This is a genomic window from Primorskyibacter flagellatus (assembly GCF_014638275.1).
Classification (GTDB): Bacteria; Pseudomonadota; Alphaproteobacteria; order Rhodobacterales; family Rhodobacteraceae; genus Pseudooceanicola; species Pseudooceanicola flagellatus_A.
On sequence record NZ_BMFJ01000001.1, the window covers coordinates 1,748,063 to 1,774,385 of the forward strand.

The 26,323-nt window shown below is 66.6% G+C and carries 27 protein-coding genes and 1 pseudogene; 8 read left to right on the forward strand and 20 right to left on the reverse strand.

Features of this window, described 5'->3' with window-relative positions:
* Nucleotides 1-4 precede the first annotated feature (4 nt).
* The 9 genes and pseudogenes from IEV87_RS08545 to IEV87_RS08585 all read right to left on the reverse strand — a co-directional run bounded on the left by IEV87_RS08545 (nt 5) and on the right by IEV87_RS08585 (nt 10,614).
* Complete coding sequence (locus tag IEV87_RS08545; protein WP_188477223.1) at nt 5-1,705, reverse strand: ABC transporter ATP-binding protein; 1,701 nt, start codon at nt 1,703-1,705, stop codon at nt 5-7.
* Nucleotides 1,706-1,748: 43 nt separating this feature from the next.
* On the reverse strand, nt 1,749-2,831 hold the full coding sequence (locus IEV87_RS08550; protein ID WP_188477224.1) for an ABC transporter permease: 1,083 nt from the start codon (nt 2,829-2,831) through the stop codon (nt 1,749-1,751).
* Nucleotides 2,832-2,995: 164 nt separating this feature from the next.
* The gene (locus IEV87_RS08555; RefSeq protein WP_188477225.1) at nt 2,996-4,363 is read right to left on the reverse strand and encodes a CmpA/NrtA family ABC transporter substrate-binding protein; all 1,368 of its coding nucleotides are present in this window, start codon (nt 4,361-4,363) and stop codon (nt 2,996-2,998) included.
* A gap of 266 nt (nt 4,364-4,629) precedes the next feature.
* Nucleotides 4,630-5,805 (reverse strand): ABC transporter substrate-binding protein, encoded by a 1,176-nt coding sequence (locus tag IEV87_RS08560; protein ID WP_188477226.1) that lies wholly within the window; start codon nt 5,803-5,805, stop codon nt 4,630-4,632.
* Nucleotides 5,802-6,386 carry an ANTAR domain-containing response regulator gene (locus IEV87_RS08565; RefSeq protein WP_188477227.1) on the reverse strand — a complete coding sequence of 195 codons (585 nt, stop codon included), beginning with the start codon at nt 6,384-6,386 and terminating at the stop codon, nt 5,802-5,804. Before IEV87_RS08565 ends, IEV87_RS08560 begins: the two co-directional genes overlap by 4 nt.
* A gap of 120 nt (nt 6,387-6,506) precedes the next feature.
* The gene (locus IEV87_RS08570) at nt 6,507-7,544 is read right to left on the reverse strand and encodes a GGDEF domain-containing protein (RefSeq protein WP_229737488.1); all 1,038 of its coding nucleotides are present in this window, start codon (nt 7,542-7,544) and stop codon (nt 6,507-6,509) included.
* The gene (locus IEV87_RS08575) at nt 7,541-8,134 is read right to left on the reverse strand and encodes a heme NO-binding domain-containing protein (protein WP_229737490.1); all 594 of its coding nucleotides are present in this window, start codon (nt 8,132-8,134) and stop codon (nt 7,541-7,543) included. Before IEV87_RS08575 ends, IEV87_RS08570 begins: the two co-directional genes overlap by 4 nt.
* A gap of 111 nt (nt 8,135-8,245) precedes the next feature.
* Nucleotides 8,246-9,806: pseudogene (locus IEV87_RS08580) on the reverse strand (trimethylamine methyltransferase family protein).
* A 97-nt stretch (nt 9,807-9,903) separates the two neighbouring features.
* On the reverse strand, nt 9,904-10,614 hold the full coding sequence (locus tag IEV87_RS08585; RefSeq protein WP_188477228.1) for an HAD family hydrolase: 711 nt from the start codon (nt 10,612-10,614) through the stop codon (nt 9,904-9,906).
* Nucleotides 10,615-10,766: 152 nt separating this feature from the next.
* Here IEV87_RS08585 and IEV87_RS08590 point away from each other — a divergent pair, with 152 nt between their 5' ends.
* The gene (locus IEV87_RS08590; protein WP_188477229.1) at nt 10,767-11,249 is read left to right on the forward strand and encodes a MarR family winged helix-turn-helix transcriptional regulator; all 483 of its coding nucleotides are present in this window, start codon (nt 10,767-10,769) and stop codon (nt 11,247-11,249) included.
* Here IEV87_RS08590 and IEV87_RS08595 read toward each other — a convergent pair whose 3' ends face one another.
* Nucleotides 11,250-11,528, reverse strand: a complete 279-nt coding sequence (locus IEV87_RS08595) for a DUF3572 domain-containing protein (RefSeq protein ID WP_188477230.1) — start codon at nt 11,526-11,528, stop codon at nt 11,250-11,252. It abuts the gene before it with no gap.
* Between the two features lie 140 nt (nt 11,529-11,668).
* Here IEV87_RS08595 and IEV87_RS08600 point away from each other — a divergent pair, with 140 nt between their 5' ends.
* The gene (locus IEV87_RS08600; protein WP_188477231.1) at nt 11,669-13,114 is read left to right on the forward strand and encodes a diguanylate cyclase; all 1,446 of its coding nucleotides are present in this window, start codon (nt 11,669-11,671) and stop codon (nt 13,112-13,114) included.
* Nucleotides 13,115-13,248: 134 nt separating this feature from the next.
* Here the strand turns inward: IEV87_RS08600 and IEV87_RS08605 are convergent, their stop codons facing one another.
* The 4 genes from IEV87_RS08605 to IEV87_RS08620 all read right to left on the reverse strand — a co-directional run bounded on the left by IEV87_RS08605 (nt 13,249) and on the right by IEV87_RS08620 (nt 15,368).
* A complete protein-coding gene (locus tag IEV87_RS08605; protein WP_188477232.1) occupies nt 13,249-13,794 on the reverse strand; it encodes a periplasmic heavy metal sensor in 546 nt (181 codons plus the stop codon).
* The gene (locus IEV87_RS08610) at nt 13,791-14,183 is read right to left on the reverse strand and encodes a hypothetical protein (protein ID WP_188477233.1); all 393 of its coding nucleotides are present in this window, start codon (nt 14,181-14,183) and stop codon (nt 13,791-13,793) included. Before IEV87_RS08610 ends, IEV87_RS08605 begins: the two co-directional genes overlap by 4 nt.
* Nucleotides 14,176-14,769, reverse strand: a complete 594-nt coding sequence (locus IEV87_RS08615) for an RNA polymerase sigma factor (RefSeq protein WP_188477234.1) — start codon at nt 14,767-14,769, stop codon at nt 14,176-14,178. Before IEV87_RS08615 ends, IEV87_RS08610 begins: the two co-directional genes overlap by 8 nt.
* An 83-nt stretch (nt 14,770-14,852) precedes the next feature.
* Nucleotides 14,853-15,368: an EF-hand domain-containing protein gene (locus IEV87_RS08620; RefSeq protein WP_188477235.1), complete on the reverse strand. Its 516-nt coding sequence runs from the start codon at nt 15,366-15,368 to the stop codon at nt 14,853-14,855.
* 227 nt (nt 15,369-15,595) lie between these two features.
* Between IEV87_RS08620 and IEV87_RS08625 the strand changes: the two genes are divergently transcribed.
* Together IEV87_RS08625 and IEV87_RS08630 are read left to right on the forward strand one after the other, a co-directional pair.
* Complete coding sequence (locus IEV87_RS08625; protein WP_229737494.1) at nt 15,596-15,994, forward strand: DUF983 domain-containing protein; 399 nt, start codon at nt 15,596-15,598, stop codon at nt 15,992-15,994.
* A 42-nt stretch (nt 15,995-16,036) separates the two neighbouring features.
* Entirely contained in the window at nt 16,037-16,768 is a 732-nt protein-coding gene (locus IEV87_RS08630; RefSeq protein WP_229737496.1) for an NUDIX hydrolase, read from the forward strand.
* Here the strand turns inward: IEV87_RS08630 and IEV87_RS08635 are convergent.
* From IEV87_RS08635 to IEV87_RS08645, 3 genes are read right to left on the reverse strand one after another with little or no spacing between them, the layout of a single operon-like run.
* The gene (locus tag IEV87_RS08635) at nt 16,765-17,655 is read right to left on the reverse strand and encodes a DMT family transporter (protein WP_188477237.1); all 891 of its coding nucleotides are present in this window, start codon (nt 17,653-17,655) and stop codon (nt 16,765-16,767) included. The two genes, IEV87_RS08630 and IEV87_RS08635, sit on opposite strands and share 4 nt — an antisense overlap.
* 18 nt (nt 17,656-17,673) lie before the next feature.
* Complete coding sequence (locus tag IEV87_RS08640) at nt 17,674-18,567, reverse strand: fatty acid desaturase (RefSeq protein WP_188477238.1); 894 nt, start codon at nt 18,565-18,567, stop codon at nt 17,674-17,676.
* Nucleotides 18,560-18,763: a DUF2061 domain-containing protein gene (locus IEV87_RS08645; RefSeq protein ID WP_188477239.1), complete on the reverse strand. Its 204-nt coding sequence runs from the start codon at nt 18,761-18,763 to the stop codon at nt 18,560-18,562. Before IEV87_RS08645 ends, IEV87_RS08640 begins: the two co-directional genes overlap by 8 nt.
* 132 nt (nt 18,764-18,895) lie before the next feature.
* Between IEV87_RS08645 and IEV87_RS08650 the strand changes: the two genes are divergently transcribed.
* Nucleotides 18,896-19,756 carry a helix-turn-helix domain-containing protein gene (locus tag IEV87_RS08650; RefSeq protein WP_188477240.1) on the forward strand — a complete coding sequence of 287 codons (861 nt, stop codon included), beginning with the start codon at nt 18,896-18,898 and terminating at the stop codon, nt 19,754-19,756.
* On the opposite strand, the gene IEV87_RS08655 is transcribed toward IEV87_RS08650, so the two are convergent.
* The 3 genes from IEV87_RS08655 to IEV87_RS08665 all read right to left on the reverse strand — a co-directional run bounded on the left by IEV87_RS08655 (nt 19,753) and on the right by IEV87_RS08665 (nt 23,314).
* A complete protein-coding gene (locus tag IEV87_RS08655) occupies nt 19,753-21,228 on the reverse strand; it encodes a carnitine 3-dehydrogenase (protein WP_188477241.1) in 1,476 nt (491 codons plus the stop codon). The genes IEV87_RS08650 and IEV87_RS08655 overlap by 4 nt on opposite strands.
* Nucleotides 21,229-21,231: 3 nt before the next feature.
* A complete protein-coding gene (locus tag IEV87_RS08660; RefSeq protein ID WP_188477242.1) occupies nt 21,232-22,143 on the reverse strand; it encodes a 3-keto-5-aminohexanoate cleavage protein in 912 nt (303 codons plus the stop codon).
* 130 nt (nt 22,144-22,273) lie between these two features.
* Nucleotides 22,274-23,314, reverse strand: coding sequence for an aldo/keto reductase (locus tag IEV87_RS08665; protein ID WP_188477243.1), 1,041 nt, complete (start codon nt 23,312-23,314; stop codon nt 22,274-22,276).
* Between the two features lie 97 nt (nt 23,315-23,411).
* On the opposite strand from IEV87_RS08665, the gene IEV87_RS08670 reads away from it, so the two are divergent.
* From IEV87_RS08670 to IEV87_RS08680, 3 genes are all read left to right on the forward strand, one after another.
* Nucleotides 23,412-24,074, forward strand: a complete 663-nt coding sequence (locus IEV87_RS08670) for an ImuA family protein (RefSeq protein ID WP_229737499.1) — start codon at nt 23,412-23,414, stop codon at nt 24,072-24,074.
* 97 nt (nt 24,075-24,171) lie between these two features.
* A complete protein-coding gene (locus IEV87_RS08675; protein ID WP_188477244.1) occupies nt 24,172-25,383 on the forward strand; it encodes an MFS transporter in 1,212 nt (403 codons plus the stop codon).
* A gap of 330 nt (nt 25,384-25,713) precedes the next feature.
* Nucleotides 25,714-26,205 (forward strand): VPLPA-CTERM sorting domain-containing protein, encoded by a 492-nt coding sequence (locus tag IEV87_RS08680; protein ID WP_188477245.1) that lies wholly within the window; start codon nt 25,714-25,716, stop codon nt 26,203-26,205.
* The last annotated feature ends 118 nt before the right edge of the window (nt 26,206-26,323 follow it).

Here is a 26,323-nt window from a genome sequence, read left to right on the forward strand (position 1 = left end):
CCTCTCACTCCGCTGCAATCGCCCGGGGGGCGGTTTTCGGTTTCGGCTTTGCGCCGTGCTCGTATTCCTCCAGGAAATCGAGAACCTCCTGGCGGTAGGCGTAGTAATCGGGGTGCTCCAGCAGCGCCTTGCGGGTGCGCGGGCGCGGCAGGTCGACGTCGACGATCTTGCCGATCGTGGCCTGCGGTCCGTTGGTCATCATGACCACGCGGTCGGCCAGCAGGATCGCCTCGTCGACATCATGGGTGACGCAGATCGCGGTGACCTTGGTGCGGGACCAGACCTCCATGAGCACCTCCTGAAGCTCCCATCTCGTCAGGCTGTCCAGCATGCCGAAGGGTTCGTCCAGCAGCAGCAGTTTCGGGGACAGGGAGAAGGCGCGCGCGATGCCGACGCGCTGCTTCATGCCGTTCGACATATCGGCCGCCGACTTGTCCATCGCGTCGCCGAGGCCGACCCGTTCGAGGTAGTAGTCCACAACATCCTGACGTTCAGCGCGGGAGGCGCGGGGATAAACCTTTTCGACACCGATCGCGACATTTTCGCGGGCTGTCAGCCAGGGGAAGAGGTTGGGCGACTGGAAGACCACCGCGCGTTCCGGGTCGGCGCCCTGCACGTCGTACCCGTCGAGCTTGATGACGCCCTGAGAGATGTCGTTCAGACCAGCGACCATGGTCAGCACGGTGGACTTGCCGCAGCCGGAGTGACCGATGAGCGAGATGAATTCGCCCCGGTCGAGCTTGATGTTGAAGTCCTCCACCACGGTCAGCGGGCCCTTCGGCGTCGGGTAGACCTTGTGCAGGTTCTCGAAGCTCAGATAGCGCTGGTCGATCAGTCCCTTCTGGGCGTCCGCCACGGCGGCGGGCAGCGCGGGGTCGGTGTCGTGGGTGTGCTGCGGGCGGATGTCCGGCAGGCGGCGCGATCCTTCGGGGCGTGCGCCGATGCCGACGTCCATCAGGTAGTTGGTGACGCGGGCACGCAGGGCCTTGAACGTGTCGTCGTGGTTCATCGCGGAGCGGTCGCGCGGGCGGGACATGGAGACGCGGAATTCCTCGCCCAGGGACCCGTCGGGGTTCAGCGCGATGATCCGGTCGGCCAGCAGGATCGCCTCGTCCACGTCATTGGTGATGAGAACGCAGGTCTTGCGGTCGGCTTCCCAGATGCGTTCGATCTCCTCCGCCAGGTTGGCGCGGGTCAGCGCGTCGAGCGCGGAGAGCGGTTCGTCCAGCAGCAGGACCTCGGGGTTCATGGCCAGCGCGCGGGCGACGTTGACGCGCTGGCGCATCCCGCCCGACAGTTCCGCCGGACGGCGGGCGGTGGCATGGGACAGGCCAACCATGTCGATGTAGTGCGCGACCTTCGCGGCCCGCTCGTCCCTGGACAGGCCGGGGAAGAGGGTATCCACGGCCAGCCCGACATTGCCGGCCACGGTCAACCAAGGCATGAGGGAATAGTTCTGGAAGATCACCCCCCGCTCCGGCCCCGGCCCGGCGACGGGCTTGCCGCGAAAGACGACTTCACCCTTCGTCGGCGCGGTCAGACCTGCCATCAGGTTGATGAGCGTGGTCTTCCCGGTGCCCGAAAAGCCCAGCACGACGAGGAATTCCCCCTCCTCCACCTTCAGGTCGATGTCCCTGAGCACGTGGGACGCGGAGGTGCCCTGGCCGTAGGACTTCGAAACGGATTTGAATTCGATCACTGACATGGCGTGTCCTTTCTGCGCGACCGCCTGGCCGGCGTGGGGCCGGTTAGCGGTTGTTGGAGAAGGTGAAGAGCGATTGCAGCGCGAACATCACCCGGTCGAGCAGGAAGCCGATGATGCCGATGGTGAAGACGGCGACCATGATCCGCGCGAGCGAGGAGGAGGAGCCGTTCTGGAATTCGTCCCAGACGAATTTCCCGAGGCCCGGGTTCTGCGCCAGCATCTCGGCGGCGATCAGCACCATCCAGCCCACGCCGAGCGACAGGCGCAGACCGGTGAAGATCAGCGGCAGGGCGGAGGGTAGGACCAGCCGGGTGATCTTGGTCCAGGTGGTCATCTTCAGCACCTTGGAGACGTTGACGAGATCCTTGTCGATAGAGGCCACGCCAAGCGCGGTGTTGATGAGCGTCGGCCAGAGGGAGCAGAGCGTGACGGTGATCGCGGAGATCAGGAAGGACTTGGCGAACCAGCCGTCGTTGGTGACGTAGACGGCAGACACGACCATGGTCACGATCGGCAGCCAGGCCAGCGGGCTGACCGGCTTGAAGATCTGGATCAGCGGGTTCAGCGCGGCGTTGGCGGTCTGCGACAGACCCGCGGCGATGCCAAGCGGGACCGCGACGGCGGTGGCGATCACGAAGCCGAAGAAAACCGTCTTGATGGAGGTCCAGATCTGTTCGTAGTAGCTCGGCGCGCCGGTGTAGGCGACAGTCTTGACCTCGTCCGCGCGGCCGGCGTCGATCAGCTTCTGGTTGCGCTGCGCGACCATGGCGTCGAACTTGGCGCGTTTCTCGCCCTTGGCGATGGCGTCCCGGTGCAGGTTCTCCATCTCCGTCCAGACCTCGGCCGGGCCGGGTACGGCACCGAGAGATGTCTGCACGCGCGGGGCCAGCGAGGCCCAGAGCATCAGGAAAATGGCGATGGCGATCAGCGGCACGGCAAGCAGGCGCCAGACCTCTTTCATCTGGGTGCGGGGGTTGTCACCGGCGGCGGCCTTGACGAGGGGCGTCACCCAGGGAAGGCCCAGGACCTGCAGCCATTTGTCGGCGGCATTGATCCGGGTGAAGAGCCGCGCGCGACGCGCTTCGCGGTCGGCAGAGGCGGCGAAATTCGGGTCGACGGTGGTCATTCGGTTGCTCCTAAGCGGTTCAGGCCCCTCACCCCGGCCCTCTCATCCGGGGGGAGAGGGGGCGGCAGCGTGGCCGCCAGTGCCCTTGCCGGGCGAAGGTGAAAGCGTTCGTGTTCAGTGCGAGGCCCTCTCCCCCGCGGGGCAGAGGGGTGGGGTGAGATGCGTCAGCCCTTGACTTCGCTGCCTTCGACAGTCTGCGCGCCCTTCAGCCCGATCGGCAGGCTATCGAGATAGGCGTTCGGGGCCTTACCGTCGTAGGGAATGCCGTCGATGATGTCGGCGGCCGGGGTCGGCGCCTTGTAGCCGTCGCTGTCCCAGGGGAAGTCGGCCTCATTCGCGTTGCCTTCCTCGACCAGAATCTTGGCGGCGGCGAGATAGATGTCCGGGCGGTAGACCTTCTTCGCGGTCTCGTCATACCAGGCGTCATCCTTCGCCTCGGCGATCTGGCCCCAGCGGCGCATCTGAGTCAGGTACCAGACGGCGTCCGAATAGAAGGGATAGGTCGCGTTGTGGCGGAAGAAGGTGTTGAAGTCGGGGATGTCCCGCTTGTCGCCCTTTTCGAATTCGAAGAAGCCGGTCATGGAGTTGGCGATCACCTCGGCATCCGCGCCGACATATTCGGGGCGCGACAGGATCTCGACCGCTTCCTGGCGGTTGGCGTTGTCGTTCTCGTCCAGCCAGATGGCGGCGCGGATCAGCGCCTTGGTCACGGCAAGGGTGGTGTTCGGGTATTCCTGCGCGAATTCCGCGGTGATGCCGAAGACCTTTTCCGGGTTGTTCTTCCAGAGCTGGTAGTCGGTGATGACCGGAACGCCGATGCCCTTGAAGACCGCCTGCTGGTTCCAGGGCTCACCGACGCAGTAGCCATTGATCGTGCCGGCCTCGAGCGTGGCGGGCATCTGGGGCGGCGGCGTGACCGAAAGGAAGACATCGGCGTTGATCTGGCCGGTGACGTTTTCCGGGCTGTAGTAGCCGGGGTTCAGACCACCGGCAGCCAGCCAGTAGCGCAGTTCGTAGTTGTGGGTGGAGACCGGAAAAACCATGCCCATGTTGAAGGGCTTGCCCTCGGCCCGGAACTCCTCGACCACGGGGGCGAGGGCCGCGGCGGAGATCGGGTGCTGCGGACGGCCGTCGTCCATCTTGGCGACGTGGGGCAGCATCTTTTCCCAGACCTCGTTGGACACGGTGATGCCGTTGCCGTTCAGGTCCATGGAGAAAGGAGTGACGATATGCGCCTCAGTACCGTAGCCGATGGTGGCGGCGAGCGGCTGACCTGCGAGCATGTGCGCGCCGTCCAGTTTGCCGTCGATCACGCCGTCGAGCAGGACCTTCCAGTTGGCCTGAGCCTCCAGCGTGACGAAAAGACCTTCGTCGAGGAAGTAGCCGCGTTCGTAAGCCACGGCGAGCGGGGCCATGTCGGTCAGCTTGATGAAGCCGAAGGTCAGCTGGTCCTTCTCCAGCTCCAGCATCTCGGCATGGGCCGGGCTGACCAAGGCGGTGGTCAGGGCAAGGAAGGCAAAGGTCTGTTTCATCGTTGGTCTCCTTTGGCCCGGCTGGAAGGGGTCGACCGGGCAAACACAGAAAAAGCCGCTGCACATGCCGCTGTGAGACAGCGGTGCGCGAGCGGCTTTGCTCAGGGATTTCCCAGTCATCGGGAGAATTCGGTACGATCTGCGCCATTGCAGAGCGATGCAGTGTTAATGCCCGCTGCCGGACACTGAAGAAAGAAAAAATCCGGGTGATTTGCGTTTTTAGCCGCGCCGCAGCGTCCAAAGCCGGAAAGTTGCGCTAAATTTCATCACTTCCGGGCGCTCGGGTCAAAAACCGTGCCGTCGAAGAACAGATCGGGTTCCAAGATCAGCCGCCCCTGTTGCGAAGGGACGGCGGTCTGGTGGGGAATCGACCCCTCCAGCTTTTCCGAAGCACCAGGCAGTTCCGCTCCGGTGCCGCGCATGTGCTGGCGGTACAGGTCGCTGCGGAAGACGCCTCCGGCGGCCTGCTGCGCGTCCTGCGGATCCAGCCCATTGGTGCGGGCCATGCGGTCGGCGATCCACCGGGCCTGACTGCGCCAGGGGAAGTTGGCGGCGCCGCGATGGAATTCGACAAAACCCGGCGTCTCGCGCTGTTCGGCGCGGCCCGAGATGGTGAACCGCCCGCTGAGCGCCCGGTCGATCAGTTCGGCAGGCACGCCGAGCCAGGCGGGCCGGGCGAGGATCTCGGCCGCGGTGGTGCGGCTGTCGGGCTGGGCCAGCCAGCGCCCGGCGCGCCAGACCGCCTGCATCAGGCGGCGCAGCAGCAGCGGTTCGGTTTCCGCCCAGACCGTGCGCACGGCCAGCACCTTTTCGGGCGAGAAGGACCAGATCGCCTTGCCCGGCAGGATCAGCGCCCCGGCCCCGCGGTCCACGGCAACCGATCCCCAGGGTTCGCCTACGCTGAAGGCATCGACGTCGCCCTCGGCCAGCGCCTCGGCCATCAGCGGCGGGGGGACGGTGCGGATGTCGATCCGGATGTCCTTCAGCGCGGTGCGGGAAAACCAGTAGCGCAGCAGTTCGGCGTGCATGGAAAAGGGGAACGGGGCGCCGAAGGTGATCCGGTCGCCCGCGACGGCGGCCAGCGCTGCGGCGGCGGCGACCGGATCGGCGAAGTCGAAGCCATAACCATGCGCCCGCAGGCGGGACTCAAGCTCTAACCCGACGCCGATGATATTGCCATTGACCGACAGGACGGAGACCGCGGACAGCCTGGTGGTCACACCGCCGAGGCCAAGGCCCATTGCGATCGGCACCGGGGACAGAAGGTGCGCCGCGTCGACACGTCCGAAGGCCAGCATGTCGCGGACAGAGGACCAGGACGGCGCGGCGATCAGGTCGAGGTCCAGCCCCTCGGCCGCGGCGAACCCCATCTCCTGCGCGACGATCAGCGGGGCCGCGTCGACCAGCGGCATGTAGGCGACCGGGAAAGAGACCAGCTTCATCTGAGCAGCCCCGAGGCGGTGACCAGCGCCTCCGCCACCTCGGCGACGCGACGGCCCTGATCCATCGCGGTCTTGCGCAACAAGGCATAGGCGGCGTCTTCGTCGATGCCCTTGGCCTTCATCAGCAGACCCTTTGCGCGGTCGATGACCTTGCGTTCCTCAAGCGCGCGGCGGGTTTCGGCAAGTTCGGTCCGCATCTGGCGGAACATGCGGAAGCGGGCGATGGCCGTGTCGATCACCGGCTTGACGCGGTCGGGGTTCAGCCCGTTGACGACATAGGCCGACACCCCGGCTTCCACCGCCGTCTGCGCCAGACCCTCGCTGTCGCCCGAGACGAACATGGCCACGGGTCGGTCGAGCGGGCCGGAGGCGAGGGTCAGTTCCTCGAGCATGTCGCGGGTCGGGTTGTCGATGTCGATCAGCACCACGTCGGGCGCGAAGGCGGCAATCTTGCGGGCAAGTCCGATCGGGCTGCCGATCACATGCACCTCGTGATCGCCGCTGTCCATCAGGGCGTTGACGATGCCGATGGCCCGGTCCCGGTCTTCCTCGACCACCACGATGGAGAGTTTTCCGCTCATGTCTCAGCACTGCTCCATGTCGCGCGGCGGGGGACAAGCGGCGGATACATGGTGTCACGAAGATCGGCAAGCGGCCCGCGTGTCGCGCCCAAAATCTGTGCGCGGCGGTTGTCTTGGCGGCTATTGCCCCAGGATCGGGCCGCCCGAGACATGCCCGCCCGCGACATGGAACCGGTGCTGAGACCGTCCTGCGCGCTTTGCCGCGTAAAGCGCCGCGTCGGCGTCGGACAGCATCTGCTCCGCCGTTGGCGACTGATAATCGGTGGAGAGCGTGGTGCCGAGAGAGGCGGAGACGCGACAGGTTTCCCCCTGCCATGGCATCGGCTGACCAAGCCGGCGGATCATGCGCTGCGCGATATCCTCGATCCCCGGACGGTGGCAGAGATTGTGGAAGAGCAGCACGAATTCGTCGCCGCCGACGCGGGTGACGACATCTTCCGCCCGGGTTTCCTCCGTCATGATGCGGGCGGCCTGTTCCAGCACGTGATCGCCCGCCGCATGGCCAAGCGTGTCGTTCACCGCCTTGAAGAAGTCGAGGTCCAGGTGCATCAGCGCGAATTCCTGCCCGGATTCGATCATCCGCCGCAGCATCTGGTCCAACGCCCGCCGGTTGCCCAGCCCGGTCAGCGTGTCCGTATAGGCCTGCTCCTCAGCCGCGACGCGGGCAAGGTCGAGCTGGTGTGTCAGCTTGCGCGATGCTTCCATCGCTGCGGACTTGGCTTCAACCAAGAAAAGCATTTCCATCGTCGGGTCGGTGGCGGCGAAATCGGTGTTGGTCAGGGAATAGTCGCGCAGCGCCTCAAGCAGGGAGAGGCCGAAGCCGAGGTTTACCAGCGCCCCGCCCTGCCCGTGCGGCACCAGCACGCCCAGGAGGTCCGTATGGGGCGGATCGCGGAACCGCAGGCGCATCCGCGCGCGATCCCCCGTCGCGGCGCGCAGGTCCTGTATTCCGTGTATGTTGCGCGGATGAACCATGCGGAACAGATCCAGGAAACCGAGCCCAGGCATGGGCCTGTGCGGGCGCAGTTTCTGCAGCGTCGGACCGGCGTGGGTGATACGGCCCTGATCGTCGAGCAGCAGGTGCATCGGACAGATCGCGTCCAGGCCCGGGGGAAAGTCCGGTGCTGCCGTGACGCCGTCGGTCGCACCCCCGGTCATTCCACCGCCGCGCCGAGGTCGAAGACGCGGCCGGAGGCATAGGCTGCCTCTACCATGGTGATCCCGATCTCCTCCGCCCGCTTGCGGGTGCCGTGGTGGTCCAGCATGACCAGCGCACCGTAATCGTCCGCCATCGCGCGCAGGATGCCGACCATCACATGCCCGAACCCCGCCGGACCGCCGGAGACGCGCAGGACGTAGCATCCGTCCGCCACCGCCCGCAGGTCGAGGCGGGGCAGGATCAGGTCGGATACAGCAAGCCTTGCACGGCCCGGCAGATCCTCGAGCGACAGAAGAAAGTCCTCGTAGCTGATGCCGGCAAAGCGCAGCAGGCGGCGCAGGGCTTCGACGTTCGGGTCGGAGACAAGGTAGGTCCCGATGTCTTCGAGGATCACTGCGAGCGGCTTGCCCAGTTCGGCGCTGATCGCCGTTAGCAGCGCGTCGGCCAGCGCATCGTCATAGTTCAGCATCGCCTCGAAATCGGAAACACCCTGGCGGCTGCGCGCGATGACAGAGGCCCAGGCCCGCGGGCCGTAGGTGTCGCGCATGAAGCATTGTACTGCCCTGAGCATCAGCCCGTGTGTTGCCACCTGCCCCGTTCCCCGGCCCTGCGTTGCGTTGCCGGTCCGTCCCGGCCGCTCCACTATGACTCAGGGGCCTTAACAAGGGCCGAAGATCGGGAGGAAAGGCGTACTACGGTATCAGAAATCGGTCGGGGCCCCGCCCTCGGCCCGGCGGCGTTCGACGAATTCCGTCAGTTCGGCCCGGATGTCCGGGTCCATCGGAGGTTCCTCGTAATCCTCGAGGATACGCTTGTAGAGCAGATGCGCGCGCTCCGCCGTCCAGACCCCGCCCTGCGCCTGCCAGCCTTCGAAGTTCTTCCAGTCCGAGAGGGAGGGCTGCCAGAACGCGGTTTCGTAGCGGTCCTGCGTATGCTGGATGCCGAAGAAGTGGCCGTTGTGGCGCACCTCATCCATCGCCTCGTAGGCAAGGTCGCCGGGGTCGGTGCGCCAGAGCACGGGTTCGAAATAACGCAGGATCTGCGACAGGACCTCGCAGTCCATCACGAATTTCTCGGGGGATGCGATCAGTCCGCCCTCAAGCCATCCGGCGGCGTGGTAGATGATGTGACTGCCCGACTGCACCCCGGCCCAGAGGCTGTTTGAAGTCTCCCACATCGCCTGACCGTCCGGCACGTTGGCGGCGCAGGCCCCGGAAGAGCGCATCGGCAGCTTGTAGTAGCGGCACATCTGCCCGGTGATCTGGGTCGCGCGCATGTATTCCGGCGTGCCGAAGGCGGGGGCGCCGGTCTTCATGTCGACGTTGGAGGTGAAGGTGCCGAAGGCGCAGGGCACGCCGGGATTGATGTACTGCGCCAGCGCGATGGCCGACAGGCCCTCTGCCAGCGACTGCGCGACCGCACCAACCATGGTGACGGGTGCCATCGCACCCGCCAAGGTGAAGGGCGACACCAGCAGCCCCTGCCCCCGCCGCGCCATGCGCATCCAGCCGTCCAGCATCGGCCAGTCGTGTTTCAGCGGAGAGGTGGAGTTGATGTTGGTGAACATCCGCGGGGTTGCGTCGAATTCCTCGTGGCTGATCCCGGCGGCGATGCGCACCATCTCCATCCCGTCCTCGATCCGTTCGGGGCCGAGCGAATAGGCATGCGGGGCCTTGTCGGTCAGTGTCAGCTTGTCGAACAGCGCGTCGAGGTGCCGGGTCGAGGGGTGCAGGTCCACGGGTTCGACGGAATAGCCGCCGATGAAGTGGATACAGTTGTAGTACTGGGACAGCCGCAGGAAGTTCGCGTAATACTGGCGGGTGCCCGGGATCTTCCGGTCGATCTCCATGTCCCAGTAGTTCGGCGGAGAAGAGACGTTGCCGAAGAGGATATGGTTACCGCCCACGGTGATCTTGCGGTCGGGGTTGCGGGGGGTGATCGTCCACTGCTCGGGCGCGTGGGACAGCATCTCCATGACAAAGTCGCGGCCCATGTAGACGATCTCTCCGTCCACGCGGCAACCGGCGTGTTTGAGGATCGCGACGGCCTCGGGGTTGAGGAAGGCGACGCCGATCTCCTCCAGCACGCGCATGGCGGTGTCATGGATCGCCTCCACCCCCTTCCATCGGCATGGGTTCAGTCGGGCGGTCGGGGTTCACCGGCACGCACCAGGGCGCCTGGTTGATGACCGCCGGACCACGCCGTTTCGCATGGCCCGCCCGGCCGCCACCGCGTTTGCGCTTCATCAGATCGGTCGTCATGTCCGGGCCCTCCGTCCGGCCCAGAAAAGGACGCAGGCGGCGCATCGGCTGGTCCGTTCACGACAGATGCCGTCGCAAACGGGCCAGCGGGCGAAATTTACCCGCGCAGTGAGGTCACGGCCTCCGGCAGCCAGTCCGGCAGGTGGCCGATATGCGGCAGCACGACGTCGGCATGGGGGGCAAGTTCCGCCGTCCTGGCGGGCCCGGACAGGACCGCAACCGTTACCATACCTGCCGCGCGCCCCGCGATCAGGTCATGGGTGCTGTCGCCGATCATGGCCACGCGCGCGGGCTCGATCCCCTCGGCCTCCGCAAAGGCGAGCAGAGGCGCTGGCGACGGTTTGGCGCCGTGGCCGCTGTCGAAGCCGGCGACAAAGGTGAAGCGGTCCAGAACGCCGGCCTTTTCGAGGTGCTGGCGGGCGACCGACTCGGCATCGTTGGTCATCACGCCAAGGCGCAGACCCCGGCCCGCGAGCGTATCGAGCAGCGGGACAAGGGGCACAGGCGGCTGCAGCGGCGCGCGGGCGGCACGGGTGGCGAGCAGCGTTTCCAGGTCATCGACGGGAATATGCGGCAGGGCGCGGGCGAAACATATGGCGGCCTCCCGGTTGGTGCCGGCGATAATCGGGCTGGTCGGTCGGAAAGCCCCGGCGAAAAGGTCGAAATGGACGGCCTCCGCGATGCGTTCCGCCAGTTCCGGGTCGCCTTCGGACAGGTCGCGGATCAACGCCCCGGCCCAGGCGTTCCACGTCGCGCCGAAGTCGAACAGCGTGCCGTCCTTGTCGAAGAGTAGCCCCTGCAGTTCCATCCGCCCCCGCCCCCGCCTTCACCATATCCCGGCCTGCCATCGCCTGCCGAATGCGCGCCTTCGATACTGGCAAACGCCCCGCTGCGTTCGGCCGCACCATCGCGGCCCGCCGCCCGCTTGACAAGGGCGTCGGGCTGCGGCCCTGTCGGCGCATGACCGACACGCCTTCCTCTCCTGCCTCTTCCCCATCCACACCCTATCGCCTGCACGAATCGCTTGGCTACAACCTCACCCTTGCCGCCCGGCGGCAGGAGCGGCGGCTGGACGAGAAACTGCGGCTGATCGGGCTGACCCGCACCACATGGTGTATCCTTCTGGCCGTCGGCAACGAGGGGATGACCCAGCCCTCGGACATCGCGGCCTTTGTCGGGATCGACCGCACGGCGACCTCGCGGGCGCTGCGCAGCATGGAATCGGACGGCCTGCTGGCGCGCCATTCGGGAACGGAGGACCGGCGCACCCGGCAGATCGTGCTGACCGAAAAGGGCGAAAGGGTGCTGCTGAAGGGCACGCCTTTCGCGCGTGAGAACGGGCGGCTGCTGCGGGAACTTCTGACGCAGGAGGAACAGGCGGAACTGACCCGTCTGCTCGCCGTGCTGATCGAAGGCACCCCGGCCGAGCTTCAGTCGATCTGATCAGGTCCAGTGCACCTGCTGGCCGCCGGGCAGCGCGGCACGGGCCAGCATTGGCTGATCATAGGCCAGACCGTTCGCATCGCAGCAGGCCACGACCCAGGCATCGTCGTTCAGGATGAAATCGAGCACGGAGGCCAGCAGGTCGGGTTCTGCCGCGCGGGTCCTGAGGTCCTGTTCGGACAGGCCGCTCGCGCCCATGAAGACGCCGCGCAGATCGTCATTCGCCACCAGCCAGGTCAGGCAGGTCAGCGCCACGGTTTCGGCTGTCTGCGGAGTCATCTCGGGTCCTTTCCGTCCTGCCCGGACCGGGAGTGGTGGGAAACCGCCGATGCGGGAGGCCACGACGCTCCGGGAAACACTTTGTTAACCACTTTGGCGAAAACTCTCCGGCAGGCAAGCGACCGGAGGACCCGAGGGGTATGCCAGGACGGATTCTGATTGCGGATGACAGGTTCGCCAGCCGGCTGATGCTGACGGCGCTGTTCGGCGGGGCGTATTACGACATCCTCCAGGTCGATCACGGGTCGCGGGTGCTGCAGGTCGCGCGGTCGGAACGGCCCGGCGCGGTCATCATCTCGGACCGGATCGCAGGCGACGGAGCGGTGGCGCTCTGTTCCAGGCTCCGGGCGGATCCGGTTGCGGGCGAAGCGCTGCGCATCGTCATCACCGACCGCGCCGATCCGGCGCGCGCGGCGCTGCTGATCGATGCAGGGGCCGACGACGTCATGTCCCGATCCTGCCGCGACGAGGAAGTGCTGGCGCGGCTGCACAGCCTCCTCGACTACAAGTCGCGGGTCGCCGAACTGGCGCTGCGCGAGGCCGGGCCACGGGCACAGGGGCTGGCTGAACCGGTGGTGCCCTTTGCCCGTCGGACGCGCGTCGACATCGTTTCCAACCGGGGGGAGGCGCAGGACTGGGCGACCCAGCTTGGCCGGATGCTTCCCGGGCGGCTGTCGGCCCGCGTCTTCACCTGCGAGGGGATCGCGGACGGGACCGGAACAGGCGGCGGCGAGGAACCGGACGTGGTGATCCTGGATGCCGACGGGCTGGGGATCGACGGCACGCTCCGGGCCACGGCAAAGCTGTCGCGGCGCGCGGGCGGGCGGGCCCCGCAGATCATCGTCGCGCGCGGCATGGCGGCGCCGGGGCTGGGTGCGAGGGCGCTGCAACTTGGGGCCAGCGGGCTGCTCGCCCTGCCCTTCGATCCACCGGAAGCGACGGCGCGGGTTGCCCTGCACATTGACCGGAAGCTCGAGATCGACCGGCTGCACGCGCGTCTCAGGAACGGCCTGACCTCGGCGATGACGGATCCGCTGACCGGGCTGTTCAACCGGCGTTACGCCCTGCCCCGCATCGACACGTTCATGCGTCAGGCGCGGGAGAGCGGGCGGCCGGCGGCGCTGATCATGGCGGATCTCGACCGGTTCAAATGGGTCAACGACACGCACGGCCACCTCGCAGGCGATGCTGTGCTGACCGCCGTGGCGGAGGAGTTTCGCCGGCAGACGCCCGGCACCGGCTTTGCCTCCCGTATCGGGGGGGAGGAATTCCTGATCGCAGTGCCGGACTGCAACCGGACCGCCGCCTCGGTCCTGGCAGAGGATATTCGTCACGCGGTGGCAGAGGCGGTCATTCCGGCAACCACGGTGCCCGCCGGTTTGCGGGTGACGCTGTCGCTTGGCGTGGCAGTGTGCGATCCGACCCGAATGCCCGCGCGCGCCAGCCTGTCGGAGGACACGGCGCTGGTGATGGCCCGGGCGGACCGGGCGCTCTACCGAGCGAAGGCAAGCGGGCGGAACAGGGTTGTCAGCGATCCGGGGCTGGTGTCCGTCGCGCCGCCGCCGGCGCGGCGGCAGGCGTTGTAACTTGGACGTTGAGGCCGCTCCGCTGCAGGTTCTGCCATGTCCCGGCGGAAAGTTCCGCGACCGGGGACTGCAAGCACTGTCCTGTTTGAGGTCGTCACATCGGTCCCAATGGTCCGGAACCGGAGAGGCGCGGATCAGTCTTTCCCTTCCCCATCCCGTTCCGGGCGGTCATGGTCCGGGCGGTCGCGGTCGTTCCGGCGGTTCAGGCCCTCTTCCAGACGGTCGGCAAAGGCGGCGCGGTCGGGTGCGGACATGGCCGATATACGCTCCAGCAGCAGGCGATGACCAAGGGCGATCCGCTCCTCCGCGTCCTTGCGCTGAGCGGTGAGCAGGTCCGCCAGCTGCCCGGCGTCGTAGGGGTCGGAGCGCAGGGCCGATATGAAGGCGCGGTACTGGGCATCGCGGTCGCCGCGCGGGCGGCCGTTCTCGCGATACTCCTTCCGCAGCGCGTCGCCGATGGCGCGCCGGTCCTCGTGGCTCAGCGCGAAGGTCATCGGCCCGCCCATGCGGTCGACACGCGGCACCCGGCGGTCCGGCCCGTCGCCCATCATATGCCCGATCACCAGCCCGGCGACGAGCAGGTTCAGCGCCAGCGACAGGAAGAAGGTGATCCGGAGCCAGAGCGGCGTGCGCGCCGAAGCGGATTTGTCCGGTGCCATGTTATCCGGGGTCTGGGTCATGAACCCTCCGTCAGGTCAAGGGACAGCACGTAGGCGGGCTGCGTGTCCACGAGGTACAGGTCGTCTTCGGCGGTGTCGGAGACCGCGCCGACATCCACGGCAATGTTGATCAGCATCGCGGGCGGGGTCGCGCCGATCCAGATGCCCGCCACCCCGGCAGTCGCCAATCCGGCAACCGCCGGCCAGCCGCCAAGGGTGGCGAGCAACTGCCCCAGCAGGCCACGCCGGGGCGCGCGGCGCGCAACGGGCGGCGCGGCAAATTCCTTCTGCACCGCAAGGGCCTGGGCGGTCATGCGGTCGAGCGCGGCGGGGGAGAGCGCCGGGGCCGCAGAGCGGGCCGCGTCGAAATAGATATCCAGGTCGTCCGGTTTGCGGTCGTGATCAGTCATCGTTGTACCCCAGGCTTTCCTTCATCCCCGACAGGGCGGCGGCCAGTCCGCGCTTGCCACGCGCCACCAGACTTTCCACCGCTTCGACGCCAAGGTCCATGATCGCGGCAATGTCCGGGTTGGCCAGCCCGTCCAGATGCCTCAGGACCACGGCCTGCCGCTGCCGATCCGGCAGGGTGGCCAGTGCCTCCTGCAAAGCCGCCGCGCGGTCGGCCTCCTGCATCCGGGCTTCGGCGGAGGGCTGGCCGTCCTCCGGCTCCGGAATAGCGTCCAGCGCCACCCCGCGTCCCCTTCCCCGCCGCAGCCGGTCGGTGGCGAGATTGGCGGTCACGCGGTAAAGCCAGGTGGTCACCTTGGCCTCCCCCTGCCGCCAGTCCGGCGCGATCTTCCAGAGCCGGAGCAGCGCCTCCTGCGTCACGTCCTCGGCTTCGGCCGCATCGCCAAGAAGCCGCCAGGCATGGGCATGCACGCGCGGCGCCAACCGTTCCGTGAGAATCCGCGCAGCCGCGGGATCCCCGGCCGAATAGAGCAGCAGCAGGGCATCGTCGTCCAGAAGCGTCAGATCGTCGAAGGGCATGTCCGTCATGTCCGGCCGGCGTAACCTTTTGCATCATGGCAGTCCATCCTGCCCGTTCGCCCCCCGGCGATCAGGCCGGAGGGCGGGGCGCATCACTCGGATTTGTCGCGCTTCATCCAGCGCTTTCCGTGGTCTCCGTCATGGCCGCCACGGTGTTCGCGCATGGCTTTCCGGGCAAGATCCATCTCGGTCTTCGTGACCGATCCGTCCTCGTCCAGGTCCATGCGGGCAAACATCTCGCCGCGGTTCTTCGGCATCATCTCCTCGGCCGACAGCTTGCCGTCGTCGTTGGTGTCGCGGCGTTCGATCATCCGCTCCGCGCCGCGCTTCATGCGTTCTGCGCGCTGCGTTTCCATGCGGGCGATCATCTCTTCGGCGGAGAGGGCGCCGTCTCCGTCTGTATCGGCTTCGGCGAATTTCGCGGCGGCGTGCGCCTCGATCTCCTCCTGGGTGAGCTTGCCGTCGCCGTTGGTGTCCATCTCTTCGAAGTTGAACATAGGGCCACGCGGCCCGCGCGGGCCGTCGCCCCGGTCCTGTGCCGCGGCCGGCAGGGCGGTGGCGCCAAGCGCCGCGATCAGGGCGGCGGTAAGGGCTGTCGTGCGTTTCATCGTGAGGTCTCCGTCTTGTTGACTGCCAGATCGAAGGCGGTGTGTGTGTGAGCCTTCTGGAGACTGTTACGGGCCGGTTCCGGATTTCCGTCGCCGGGTGGCAAGATTTTTTCGCCGGTTCGCGCGACATCCCGCCGCAAGGACATTCCGTCCCCTTTCGCCCGCGCGTCCCGCAGTCCACGTTATCGGGAAACAGACACCATCAAGCGGAACCGGAGATGCAGCTGATGACCGAACCTCCTGTCGCCCCGGCCAGCGACGCGGAGAGAGAGACCTGGAATGCGCTCTGGCGCGGCTTCCGGGGCAAATGCCCGAACTGCGGGTCCGGGCCGATGCTCAAGGGCTATCTCAAGGTGCGCGACCATTGCCCCGTCTGCCGTGAGGAATTTCACCATCACCGCGCCGACGACGGTCCGGCCTACCTGACGATCCTGATCGTCGGGCATCTGATGGCGCCGATGCTGGGGTTCGTCTTCTTCCAGTGGCAGCCCGAACCGCTGGTGCTGTTCACCGGTTTCGCTATTGGCACCATCGCCTTGTCGCTTTACCTTCTGCCCAGACTGAAGGGGGCGCTGGTCGGGTTTCAGTGGGCCCGGCGCATGCACGGGTTCGGGGCCCGGCGATAGCTCCCCCGGCGCCGTTCCGCGCCAGAGGGAGGACCGAACCGAATGACCATGGAATCCGCCGCGCCTGCGGTCGACAAGTCGCAGATCCGCAATGCCGCTACCGTGATCGCCCTGCGCGACCGGGCGACGGCGCCCAAGGTCCTGATGGGGCAGCGCGGCGCCGGCGCGGTGTTCATGCCGAACAAGGTGGTGTTTCCCGGCGGCGCGGTCGATCCGGGCGACGCGGACGTGCCGCTGGCAGGCGCGATTCCGGATCCCTGCGCGTCGCGCCTGGCCGAGGAATCCACCGGCGACCTGGTCCACGCGCTTGGCGTCGCCGCGATCCGGGAGCTGTGGGAAGAGACCGGGCTGATCCTTGGCCGTCCCGGCACCTGGGACATGACTCCGCCACCGGACTGGGAGACGTTTGCCGCGACGGGTCACGTACCCGATGCCTCCGCCTTGCGGTTCGTGTTCCGCGCGATCACCCCGCCGGGCCGTCCGCGCCGCTTCGATGCGCGGTTCTTCGTGGTGGATGCGGATGAATCCGTGGTGTCGGACCTCGACGATTTCGGCGCGGCCTGTGACGAACTGTCGGCGCTGCAGTGGATCCCGCTGGAGGAGGCGCGCAGCTTCGACCTGCCCTTCATCACGGAGGTCGTGCTGGCCGAGGTGCAGCAACGCGCTGCCGATCCGCGCCCGCCGGCCTCTGTCCCGTTCTTCGCCAACAACAACGAAAACCGCGCCTTCATGCGGCTGCGCGGGCTGGTCGATGCCCGGGGGCGCGACGACTAGGTCACCGCGATCAGCGCGGCGACAGACACGGTGATGAGCGCGATTCCGACCGCCTCTTTCCGGCTGATGGTTTCGTGAAAGAAGAAGACGGAGGCGAGCAGGGAGAGGATCACCTCGACCTGCCCGACCGCAAAGACGTAGCCCGCGTTTTCCAGCGTGAAGGCGACGAACCAGCAGTAGCTGCCGCCAAGCGAGGTCAGGCCGATCCAGACCGCGCGTTTCCAGGCACGGGCGACGCGCGGGATCTCTCCCGGTTCGCGGATCAGCAGCCAGGTGCCGAGCGCGACGACCTGTACGAGCAGCACGCAGGCCAGCGTTGCCAGCGCGCGGATGGCAGGATCCGCGGATACTTCGAGTGAGGCGCCGCGATAGGTAACTGCCGAGATCCCGAAAAAGATGCCGGAGGTGAGGCCAAGCACGACCGCACGGCTTTTCAGCAGGCCAAGCAGCCCCTGCCCCTCGACCTTCGGCGGGTCCGACAGCAGCAGCACCCCGGCGACGCCCAGCACCATGGCGGCGAAGGCGGTCCAGGACACGCCCTCTCCCAGGATGACGATGCCGACAAGCACGGTCAGCAGCACCTCGGTCTTCTTGAGCGTGATGCCGACGGCGAAGTTGCGCGTCTGGAACAGCAGCACGACGCAGACCGTCGCCATGATCTGACTGATCCCCCCGGCGATGGCATATGGCCAGAACTTCGGCCCCATGTCAGGCCAGTCCGGCAGGATCAGGAACGCGGCGAGCCAGACGATCGGGGCGGAGTAGAAGAAGCGTGCAAAAGTTGCCCCGGCGGCGGACAGTCCGCCGGTCGCCAGCACTTTCTGCAACATGAAGCGGGCGGTCTGGAAGACCGTGGCCGCGAGGGTGACCCAAATCCATGATTCCATCATGGATTTAGCATTGGCCTATTCCGCGGGGGGCTGCCAGAGGGGATGCGGCACCGGATCCTTGGCGCGGGTAAGGTAACGCGCGAAGACCTCGGCATAGGACCGGTAGCGGTAACCGTCGTTGCGACGCAGGAAGTTGTCCCTGTTGCGGGCGTAGAGCGCGGGCAGTTCGTACCAGGGCCGGTTGGGATGGGCGTGGTGTACCAGATGCAGGTTATTGTTCAGGAACAGCCAGGCCAGCGGTCCGCGGTCTTCCACGATCACGGTGCGACCGCGGGCGCGCTCATGGGCCCGGTGTTCCAGGAAGGTGCGGATCTTCTGGAGTGCGTGGGACAGATAGGCGGCAAGCAGGTAGGCCCAGACCGGCATCTCGGCGACAAGCGCCAGCCAGAGCGCAACCGGCACCAGCGCCGGGATGTGCCAGAGCCAGCCCTGCCGCACCCGCGCGTCCCCTGCCCGCGCGGCACGCAGTTCAAGGCGCAGGAAGCAGAAGGTGCCGACCAGCGGACCAAGGATCATGCGCCCGGCCAGCGTGTTGTTGGCGAGCATCAGACGCTGCTGCCACCGGGGCATGCGCGACCAGACCGCCGGATCCCAGAAGTTGCTTTCGGGGTCGTCGTAGGGGTCGGTCAGGTTTTCGTCGCGGTGATGGGCGAGATGGGTGTCGCGGAAGCGCAGGTAGGGCACGATCAGGCCGACGGCCGGAAGGACCAGCGCCTCGTTCAGCCGGCGCGAGCGGAAGGGATGGTTGTGAATGATCTCGTGACAGAGCGAACTGTGCAGGGAAATCGCGATGCCGGTGAGCACGATCGCCAGCGGCAGGCTGAGCGTTGCCAGCCATGTCGTGCCCAGTGCGATGCAGCCGTAGGTGGCAACCAGCAGGCCGAGCGTCGGCCATTCGACCTTACGCATCGCGGCCCCATCCGATATTGGCCCAGACCCGTTCGTAGATTGCGTAAGTGACGAAGCCGAGCGCCGCGTTGATCACCGCCATCGCCCCTCCAGTGGTGAACGACCCGGTGAAGATCGCGCCGACCACCACCATCACCACCAGCCCGATAAGCGTCCAGACGACCGACTTCACAAGCGTGCGCGCCCGTGTCTCCATGTTCCGTAACCCGTTGCCTTGGCCGCGTTTTCGCGGTCCGTGTCCCATGTCCCGACCCTACGCTCCGCCCTCTGGGGGCGAACATTCTGAATGTGATTAACAAAACTCCCGATTGGTGATATTTTTCCGCACATGGCGGAAAACATCGACAAACGCGTCCGAGCGCAGCAGTTCCGGGATCGTCTCAAACAGGCGATGCAGCGGCAGGGGGAAACCCAGTCGGGGCTGGCACGTGCGATCGGGGTGGACCGGTCGACGATCTCTCAATTGCTGACCGGCGGCGGGGCGCGGCTGCCGAATGCACAGGTTGTCGGGGAATGCGCCTCCGCGCTCGGCGTGTCGGCGGACTGGCTGCTCTCCCTGTCGGAGCGGCCCGAGACAGCGGCGAACCTGCTGGCGACCTCCCTGTCGATCACCGCCGCGCCGCGCGCATTGGTGGACGAACAGATCTTTGCCTGGCACAGGGAGGCTGCGGGCTACAAGATCCGCCACGTGCCGGCCGCCCTGCCCGACATGCTCAAGACGACGGAGTTCCTGCAGTGGGAATACACGCCGCATCTGGGCCGGACAACGGAACAGGCGATCAACGCGTCGGAGGATCGGCTGGCCTGGATGCGCCGCGCGAATTCGGACTACGAAATGGCCATGCCGCTTCACGAAATGGAAAGCTTTGCCCGCGCGGAGGGGTATTACCGCGGGCTTCCCGCCCGTATCCGGCTGGCCCAGATCGATCGCTTTGCAGAGCTGTCGCAGACGCTTTACCCCCGGTTGAGGATGTATCTGTTCGACGCACGCCGGATCTTCTCGGCCCCGGTGACGGTATTCGGGCCCCTGATGGCGGTGCTGTATTCCGGGCGCCATTACATCGTGTTCCGTGACCGGGAGCGGGTGCAGGCGCTGACAGAGGACTTCGACGCACTCGTGCGGGAGGCCACGGTCACTGCGCGCGTCCTACCCGACATGCTGGCGCGGCTGCGCTCTGAGGTGTCCTAAAGCGCGTCGCCGATCGCGCGCGACAGCCCCTCGGGCGCGGGAAGCCTCGACTGCGCCTTGACCAGCACGCCAAGCCGTTCGGCCAGCACCTGCGTCAGCGCGACGGACCGCCGGGTCTTCAGGTCGACATGCAGCAGCATATGCTCGGCCGTGGCCAGCAGGCGGTCGCCGGAGCGGAGTTCATGCCAGAGGTGCATCTTCTTGCCGCCCCCCGCGATCACCCGCGTGTCCACCACCAGTGGCGCCCCGGCGGTAACCTCGTCCAGGTGCCGGATGTGGGTTTCGACGGTGAAGAAGCTTTTGCCGGCGGCGATGTAATCCCGGTCGCATCCGATCAGGGTCATCATCCGGTCGGTGGCATCGCCGAAGACATGGAGATAGCGCGCTTCGGTCATGTGGCCGTTGTAGTCGAGCCAGTCCAGCGGCACAGCGCGGTGAACGGTGCGGGTCGGGGCCGCGGGATCGGCTATGTCGTCAAAGGTCGCGGGCACCCCTGCGGCGGAGAGGTTCCGGTCGTCCGCGGCGCGCAGCACGTTTCCCGCACCCCAGCCCTGCTGGCCAAGAACGCGGAGAAAGCCGGTCAGGTTGCGGTCGCGCTGTGCCTCGAGCTCTCGGATCGACAGGGCGCCGGACTGGGTGTCGGACTGGCTGGCGATGTTGCGGACCAGTTCGGCGTCCATCTCGGGCACGTCGGTCAGCTTGGTCCAGGGCCATTTCAGGGCGGGGCCGAACTGGCCGAGGAAATGCTCCATCCCGCCGTCGCCGCCAGCAATGCGGTAGGTTTCGAACAGCCCCATCTGCGCCCACCTCAGGCCAAAGCCCATGCGGATCGCGTCGTCGATCTCTCCGGTCGTGGCCACGCCGTCCTTCACCAGCCACAACGCCTCGCGCCAGACCGCTTCGAGCAATCGGTCGGCGACATGGGCGGGGACCTCCGCGCGCACCGTCAGGGGGAACATGCCAATGGCGTTCAGCGTGTCCTGCGCGCGCGCCACCAGGTCGGGCGCCGTCCGGTCAGAGGCCACGAGTTCGACCAGCGGCAGCAGGTAGACCGGGTTGAAGGGATGGGCGACAATGATCTGGCCGGGGCTCGCAGAGCTGACCTGAAGCTCCGTCGGAGTGAAGCCCGAGGTCGAGGATGCGAGGATTGCGTCTTCCTCCATGTGCAGCTGGATCGCCTGGTAGATCTTCTGTTTCAGTTCAATGCGTTCGGGCACGCTTTCCTGCACCCATTCAGCGCCGCGCACGGATTCCGAGATCAGGCCGGGGAAGCTCAGTTCTCCCTCAGGCGGCAAGGCCACATCGCCCAGCCCCGGCAGTGCGAGACGGGCGGCATCGAGGACCGCATGCACCCTCTCGCGGGCCGATGGCTCCGGGTCGAAGACGCGGACATTCCAGCCGTTCAGAAGAAACCGGGCCGCCCAGCCCGCGCCGATGACTCCTCCGCCGATGATCGCTGCCGTGCGGGTCACTGGTTACTCTCCCGGTGCGCGTTTCGAGAGCCCGAGGGTCTCGCGCATCTGCTGCGGCCCCATCACGCGGGCACCGAGCGCCTCGATGATGGTTACGGCCCGTTCGACAAGCTGGGCATTGGTTGCGAGCTGGCCGCGGGCGAGCCACAGGTTGTCCTCCAGCCCGACACGGACGTGGCCACCGGCCAGAACAGACGCGGCCACATATGGCATCTGGTGGCGGCCCAGCCCAAATGCCGAAAACTTCCAGCCCGCTGGAAGGTTTGCAACCATCGTGTGAAAGGTTTGCAAATCGTCGGGTGCGCCCCAGGGCACGCCCATACACAGTTGCACCAGTGCGGGGGATTTCAGAATACCTTCGTCCACCAGCTGCCGGGCGAACCAGAGGTGGCCGGTGTCGAAGCATTCGATCTCGGGCACGACACCAAGTGCGGTAATGCGCGCGCCCATGTCGCGCAGCATGCCCGGCGTGTTGGTCATGACATAGTCGTTTTCGGCGAAGTTCATGGTGCCGCAGTCAAGGGTGCAGATCTCCGGGCGGCAGTCGGCGATATGGATCAGCCGTTCCTCTGCCCCGACCATGTCGGTGCCGGGACCTGGGGGCAGCGGACGGTCGGTTCCGCCGAGAATCAGGTCGCCGCCCATTCCGGCGGTCAGGTTGATGACCACGTCGGTCCCGGAGTCGCGGATGCGATCCACGGTTTCGCGATAGAGCGCGGGGTTGCGTGAGGGTGCGCCGCTGTCGGGGTCGCGGACGTGAAGATGCACGGCGGCCGCCCCGGCCCTTGCAGCGGCGATGGCGCTGTCGGCGATCTGCTTCGGGCTGCGCGGAACATGCGGGGACCTGTCCTGTGTCTGACCCGATCCGGTCACGGCACAGGTAATGAAGACCTCCGACGACATCGAAAGCGGCATGACATCCCTCCGGTGCTCAGCAATGCGCGGAAGGCGCGGGGGCGCAAGCGGCAAGGGGGGACCGCGCATTCAGGCTGGGGATGTGTTGTATACGGGCAACCTTGGTCGCGCCGGTCTGCCCGCGAAGGGATCAGAAGGGCCGCGCACGGTCGCGGTAGACATCTTCAATATCGGCGAGCACCTCGTCGGTCAGCACCGTGTCCGCGCCGTCGAGGATGTGGCGGATCTGGTCCGTCGAACTGGCCCCGAAGACGGCAGAGGCGACAAAGGGGCGGGACATGACCCAGGCGAGCGCCATGCGCACCGGGTCGAGCCCGTGTTTCTGCGCCACCTCGAGATAGCCGTCGACCGCAGTGAAGGCCCGGTCCCCGGCGCGGCCGTTCAGGTCGGGCATCCGCTCCATCCGCGATCCGTTCGGAATCACGCGATCCTGGTACTTCCCCGTCAGCAGGCCGGAGGCGAGCGGCGCGCTGGCGATCAGGCTGATGCGGTCATAGAGGCACAGTTCGGCCAGATCGGTTTCAAACCCGCGGCAGAGCAATGAATATTCGTTCTGGACGCTGACCGGCCCGCGGATGTCGCGGCTGCGGGCGAGATCGCGCCAGCGCGCGGTGCCCCAGGCGGTTTCGTTGCAGAGACCGAAGGCGCGGATCGTGCCGCGCCGCTGTTCCGCTTCAAGCGCGTTTAGGCAATCGGCCATGTTGTCCAGCACCGCCTCCGCCGTCTGGCGCGGTGCTGCGCGGCGGCCGCCGAACCGGCTGGACCTGCGGTTCGGCCAATGGAACTGGAACAGGTCGATATAGTCCGTCTTGAGCCGGCGCAGGGATCCTTCGACAGCCTGCCGCACCGTGTCGCCTTTGATCGGCGCGCCGCCGCGGACATGGCGCAGCCCCTGCCCCGCCTGCTTGGTGGAGAGGATGATGTCAGCGCGGTTGCGTACGCTTTTCTCCAGCCAGAGGCCGATGATCCTTTCGGTACGGCCAAGCGTTTCGGGGCGTATCGGGTCCATCGGGTAGATTTCCGACGTGTCGATCAGGTTCACGCCATGATCCAGCGCCAGGTCGATCTGCGCATGTGCCGGGCGGGTATCAAGCTGGCTTCCCCAGCCCATCGTCCCGAGCGCGAGCGGCGAAACCTTGATCCCGGTCCGGCCGAGTTGGCGAGTCTTCATCCGGTGTCCCTCTGTCCCGGACCTGATAGCCGAAAGAGATTACCGAAATGCTGTCACGCATCTTGAGAACATTTAGCGAACATTTTATCCTTCAGACATGTCCGTCACCCATCCCCTGCTGTCGCGCCGTCCGCTTCGGGCCGCGCCCGCACTGACCCTGACCGAAGGCGCGACCCTGTCGCTTGGCCGGCTGCACGAAGGCTGCGGCGGCGCGCGGCGGAGCTTTGCGATGCTGGTGGCGGCCCGGCTGGCGGCGGGCGGGGATCGCGGCCCGATCTGGTGGATCGCCCCGGCCTGGCAGGCGGAACAACTGCATGCCGAGGGGGTGGCGGAGCTGATCGGCCCGGAACGGCTGATCTTCGTGCGGCCGAAACGGGCGGAGGACGTGCTCTGGACGCTGGAAGAGGTCCTGCGCAGTGGGACGGCGGCGCTGGCCGTGGCCGATATCCCCGGCCTGCCGGGGCTGACTGCCGTGCGCCGGCTGCATCTGGCCGCCGAAACCGGGGCGGAGGGCGGGAGGCTGGCGCCTCTCGGGCTGATCCTGACACCGGGTCCGGGGGGCGCGCAGGGAGTCGAAAGCCGCTGGCGGACAGAGGCGGAACACAGGGGACAGGCGCAGCGCTGGCGGCTGGAACGGATGCGCGCCCGGATGGATCCGCCAAAGCTATGGCAGATGCAGCGGGCGGAGGGCGAGGGGTTCACCCTGACGCCGGGCCGGTCCGAACCGCACGATGTCCGCGCCCCCTGCCCCATGTCCTGACCGGGTCCGCGACCGGCATCTGGTGGCTTCTGCACAATCGCCCCTGCATGTCGCTTCGGGGCTGGCGAATTCCCTGCCGCCGGGGCAATGAAGGGCCATGCAGCTCCTGTTCTCACTTGCCCCGCTGTTCCTGTCGGTGGTCCTGCTCCAGCTCTCCTCGGGCGGGCTCGGGCCGCTCGACGCGCTGTCGGGGCTGGCGGAGGGATTTTCAAGCCAGCAGATCGGCCTGCTCGGTTCTGCGCATTTCCTGGGGTTCTTCCTGGGATGTTGGTGGGCGCCGCGGCTCATGGGCGCGGTCGGTCACGCGCGGGCCTTTGCCGCCTTCGTGGTGTTCGGGGTGATCGGGCTGCTCGCGCACATGCTATGGGTGGAGCCCTATTTCTGGGCGCTGCTGCGCATCCTCTCAGGTCTTTGCATCGCGGGCAGCTACACCGTGATCGAGGGCTGGCTCATGGTGCGCATCACCAAGGAGACGCGCGGCCGGCTCACCGGCATGTACCGGATGGCCGACATGGGCGCGGCACTGGTGTCGCAGTTGCTGATCGGGTTCCTGACGCCGGCGAGCTACGCCTCCTACAACCTGCTGGCGCTGGTGTGCTGCGCCGCGATCCTGCCGCTGACCCTGTCCACCGCGGTGCAACCCGCGATGCCGGAGACGCCGAGGCTGAGGCCGATCATCGCGTGGAAAAGCTCCCCGCTCGCGGCGGTGGCCGTAATCGTATCTGCGCTGTCGGCGGCGACCTTCCGGATGATCGGGCCGCTCTACGGTCAGGCCGTCGGGCTGGACGCACGGCAGATCGCGTGGTTCCTGGCGCTATTCGTGCTGGGCGGGGCGCTGGCGCAGATCCCCGTGGGCTGGCTGGCCGACCGGTATGACCGGCGCAAGGTGCTTCTCGTGGTCTCTCTGGCGACAATCGCCAGTTGCGCGGCCTCGGCCGCCATTGGCGGAATGTCCGCGGCGAGCGCGCAGATCAACGCATTCTTCTTCGGCATCGCGACCTACCCGGTCTATTCGATCGCCGCCGCGCATGCACACGACTTCGTCACCGACGACGAACGGGCCGAGCTGTCCGCGGCCCTACTGTTCTACTACGCCATCGGCGCGATTTTCGCCCCCTATGTCGCGGCCTGGCTGGTCACGGCCTTTGGCCCGCCCGCAATTTTCGGGATGGTCGCGGCCGGTCACATCTTCCTGCTGGCCTTCTCTGTCGGACGGATGCGAGTCGGCCGGAAACCCCGCGAACGCACCGCCTATGTCTACGCGCCGCGCACAAGCTTCGTCATCGGGCGACTCCTGCGGCGCAACTGACGCGGGTGCGCACCAGAGGCGATTCCGGTCTGCAAACAGAAAATGCCCAAAAAACAGGCTAAAGTTGGATACAATAACCCGGAGACACCGGGGATTATCCCGATTGTGTGAACTGGGGCAATCTCAAGGCGGAAAAGTGTCAAGAATTGTTGAAAGTTCGTTGGGATGGTGAGAATATGGACGCACCAAACCGCATGGCGTTAGTCGTGCGCAGACGACCACTGACGAAGATCACCGCCCAAAATGTAACCGCGCATTAGGAACAAGATCAAAAGCTGAACGTTTGACCCCAATCCTAGTAGCATTTCACCTTATTTTTGCAGGACTGACATGACCCTCAACATTCGCAACATCCTCGCATCGGCCGCCGTCGCAGTGACGCTGCCCCTTGCAGCCGGCGCAGTGCCGGTTTCCCCCGGCTCCGAAATCGGTGAGGGCTTTGCGCTCGCTCCGAACGGCAGCGCGGTGTTCAACTACGAAGTGTCCGGCCCGGTGCGTGTCAGCATCGTGTCGATCAGCGGTTCGGGCTTCTCCGGCGGCGACGACCTGTACAAGGTTCTGTTCGGTGTGGGCGCGACCGATACCGGGTTCACTACCGTGAACTCCAACGGGTCCACCGGCAACGCGACCGGCACGCTGCCGACTTTCGTGACCAGCAACGACTTCTCGCTGAACTTCTTCGCGGATGGCACCGCCAAGACCGTGATCATGGGCTACACGTTCACCGTGTCTGCCGTTCCGGTTCCAGCAGCCGGCGCGCTGCTGCTCGGCGCCATGGGTGGCCTCGCCGCTCTGGGCCGTCGCAAGAAGAAAAACGCCTGATCGTCTGATCCGTCCAGGACCAAATGCTGAGGCAACGCCCCCGTCGGGCGTTGCCTTTTTCTTGTCCGCATACTAGGCAGCGACTGGCCCGAAACCGGCCGGCCCGCCCGGTTCTCCG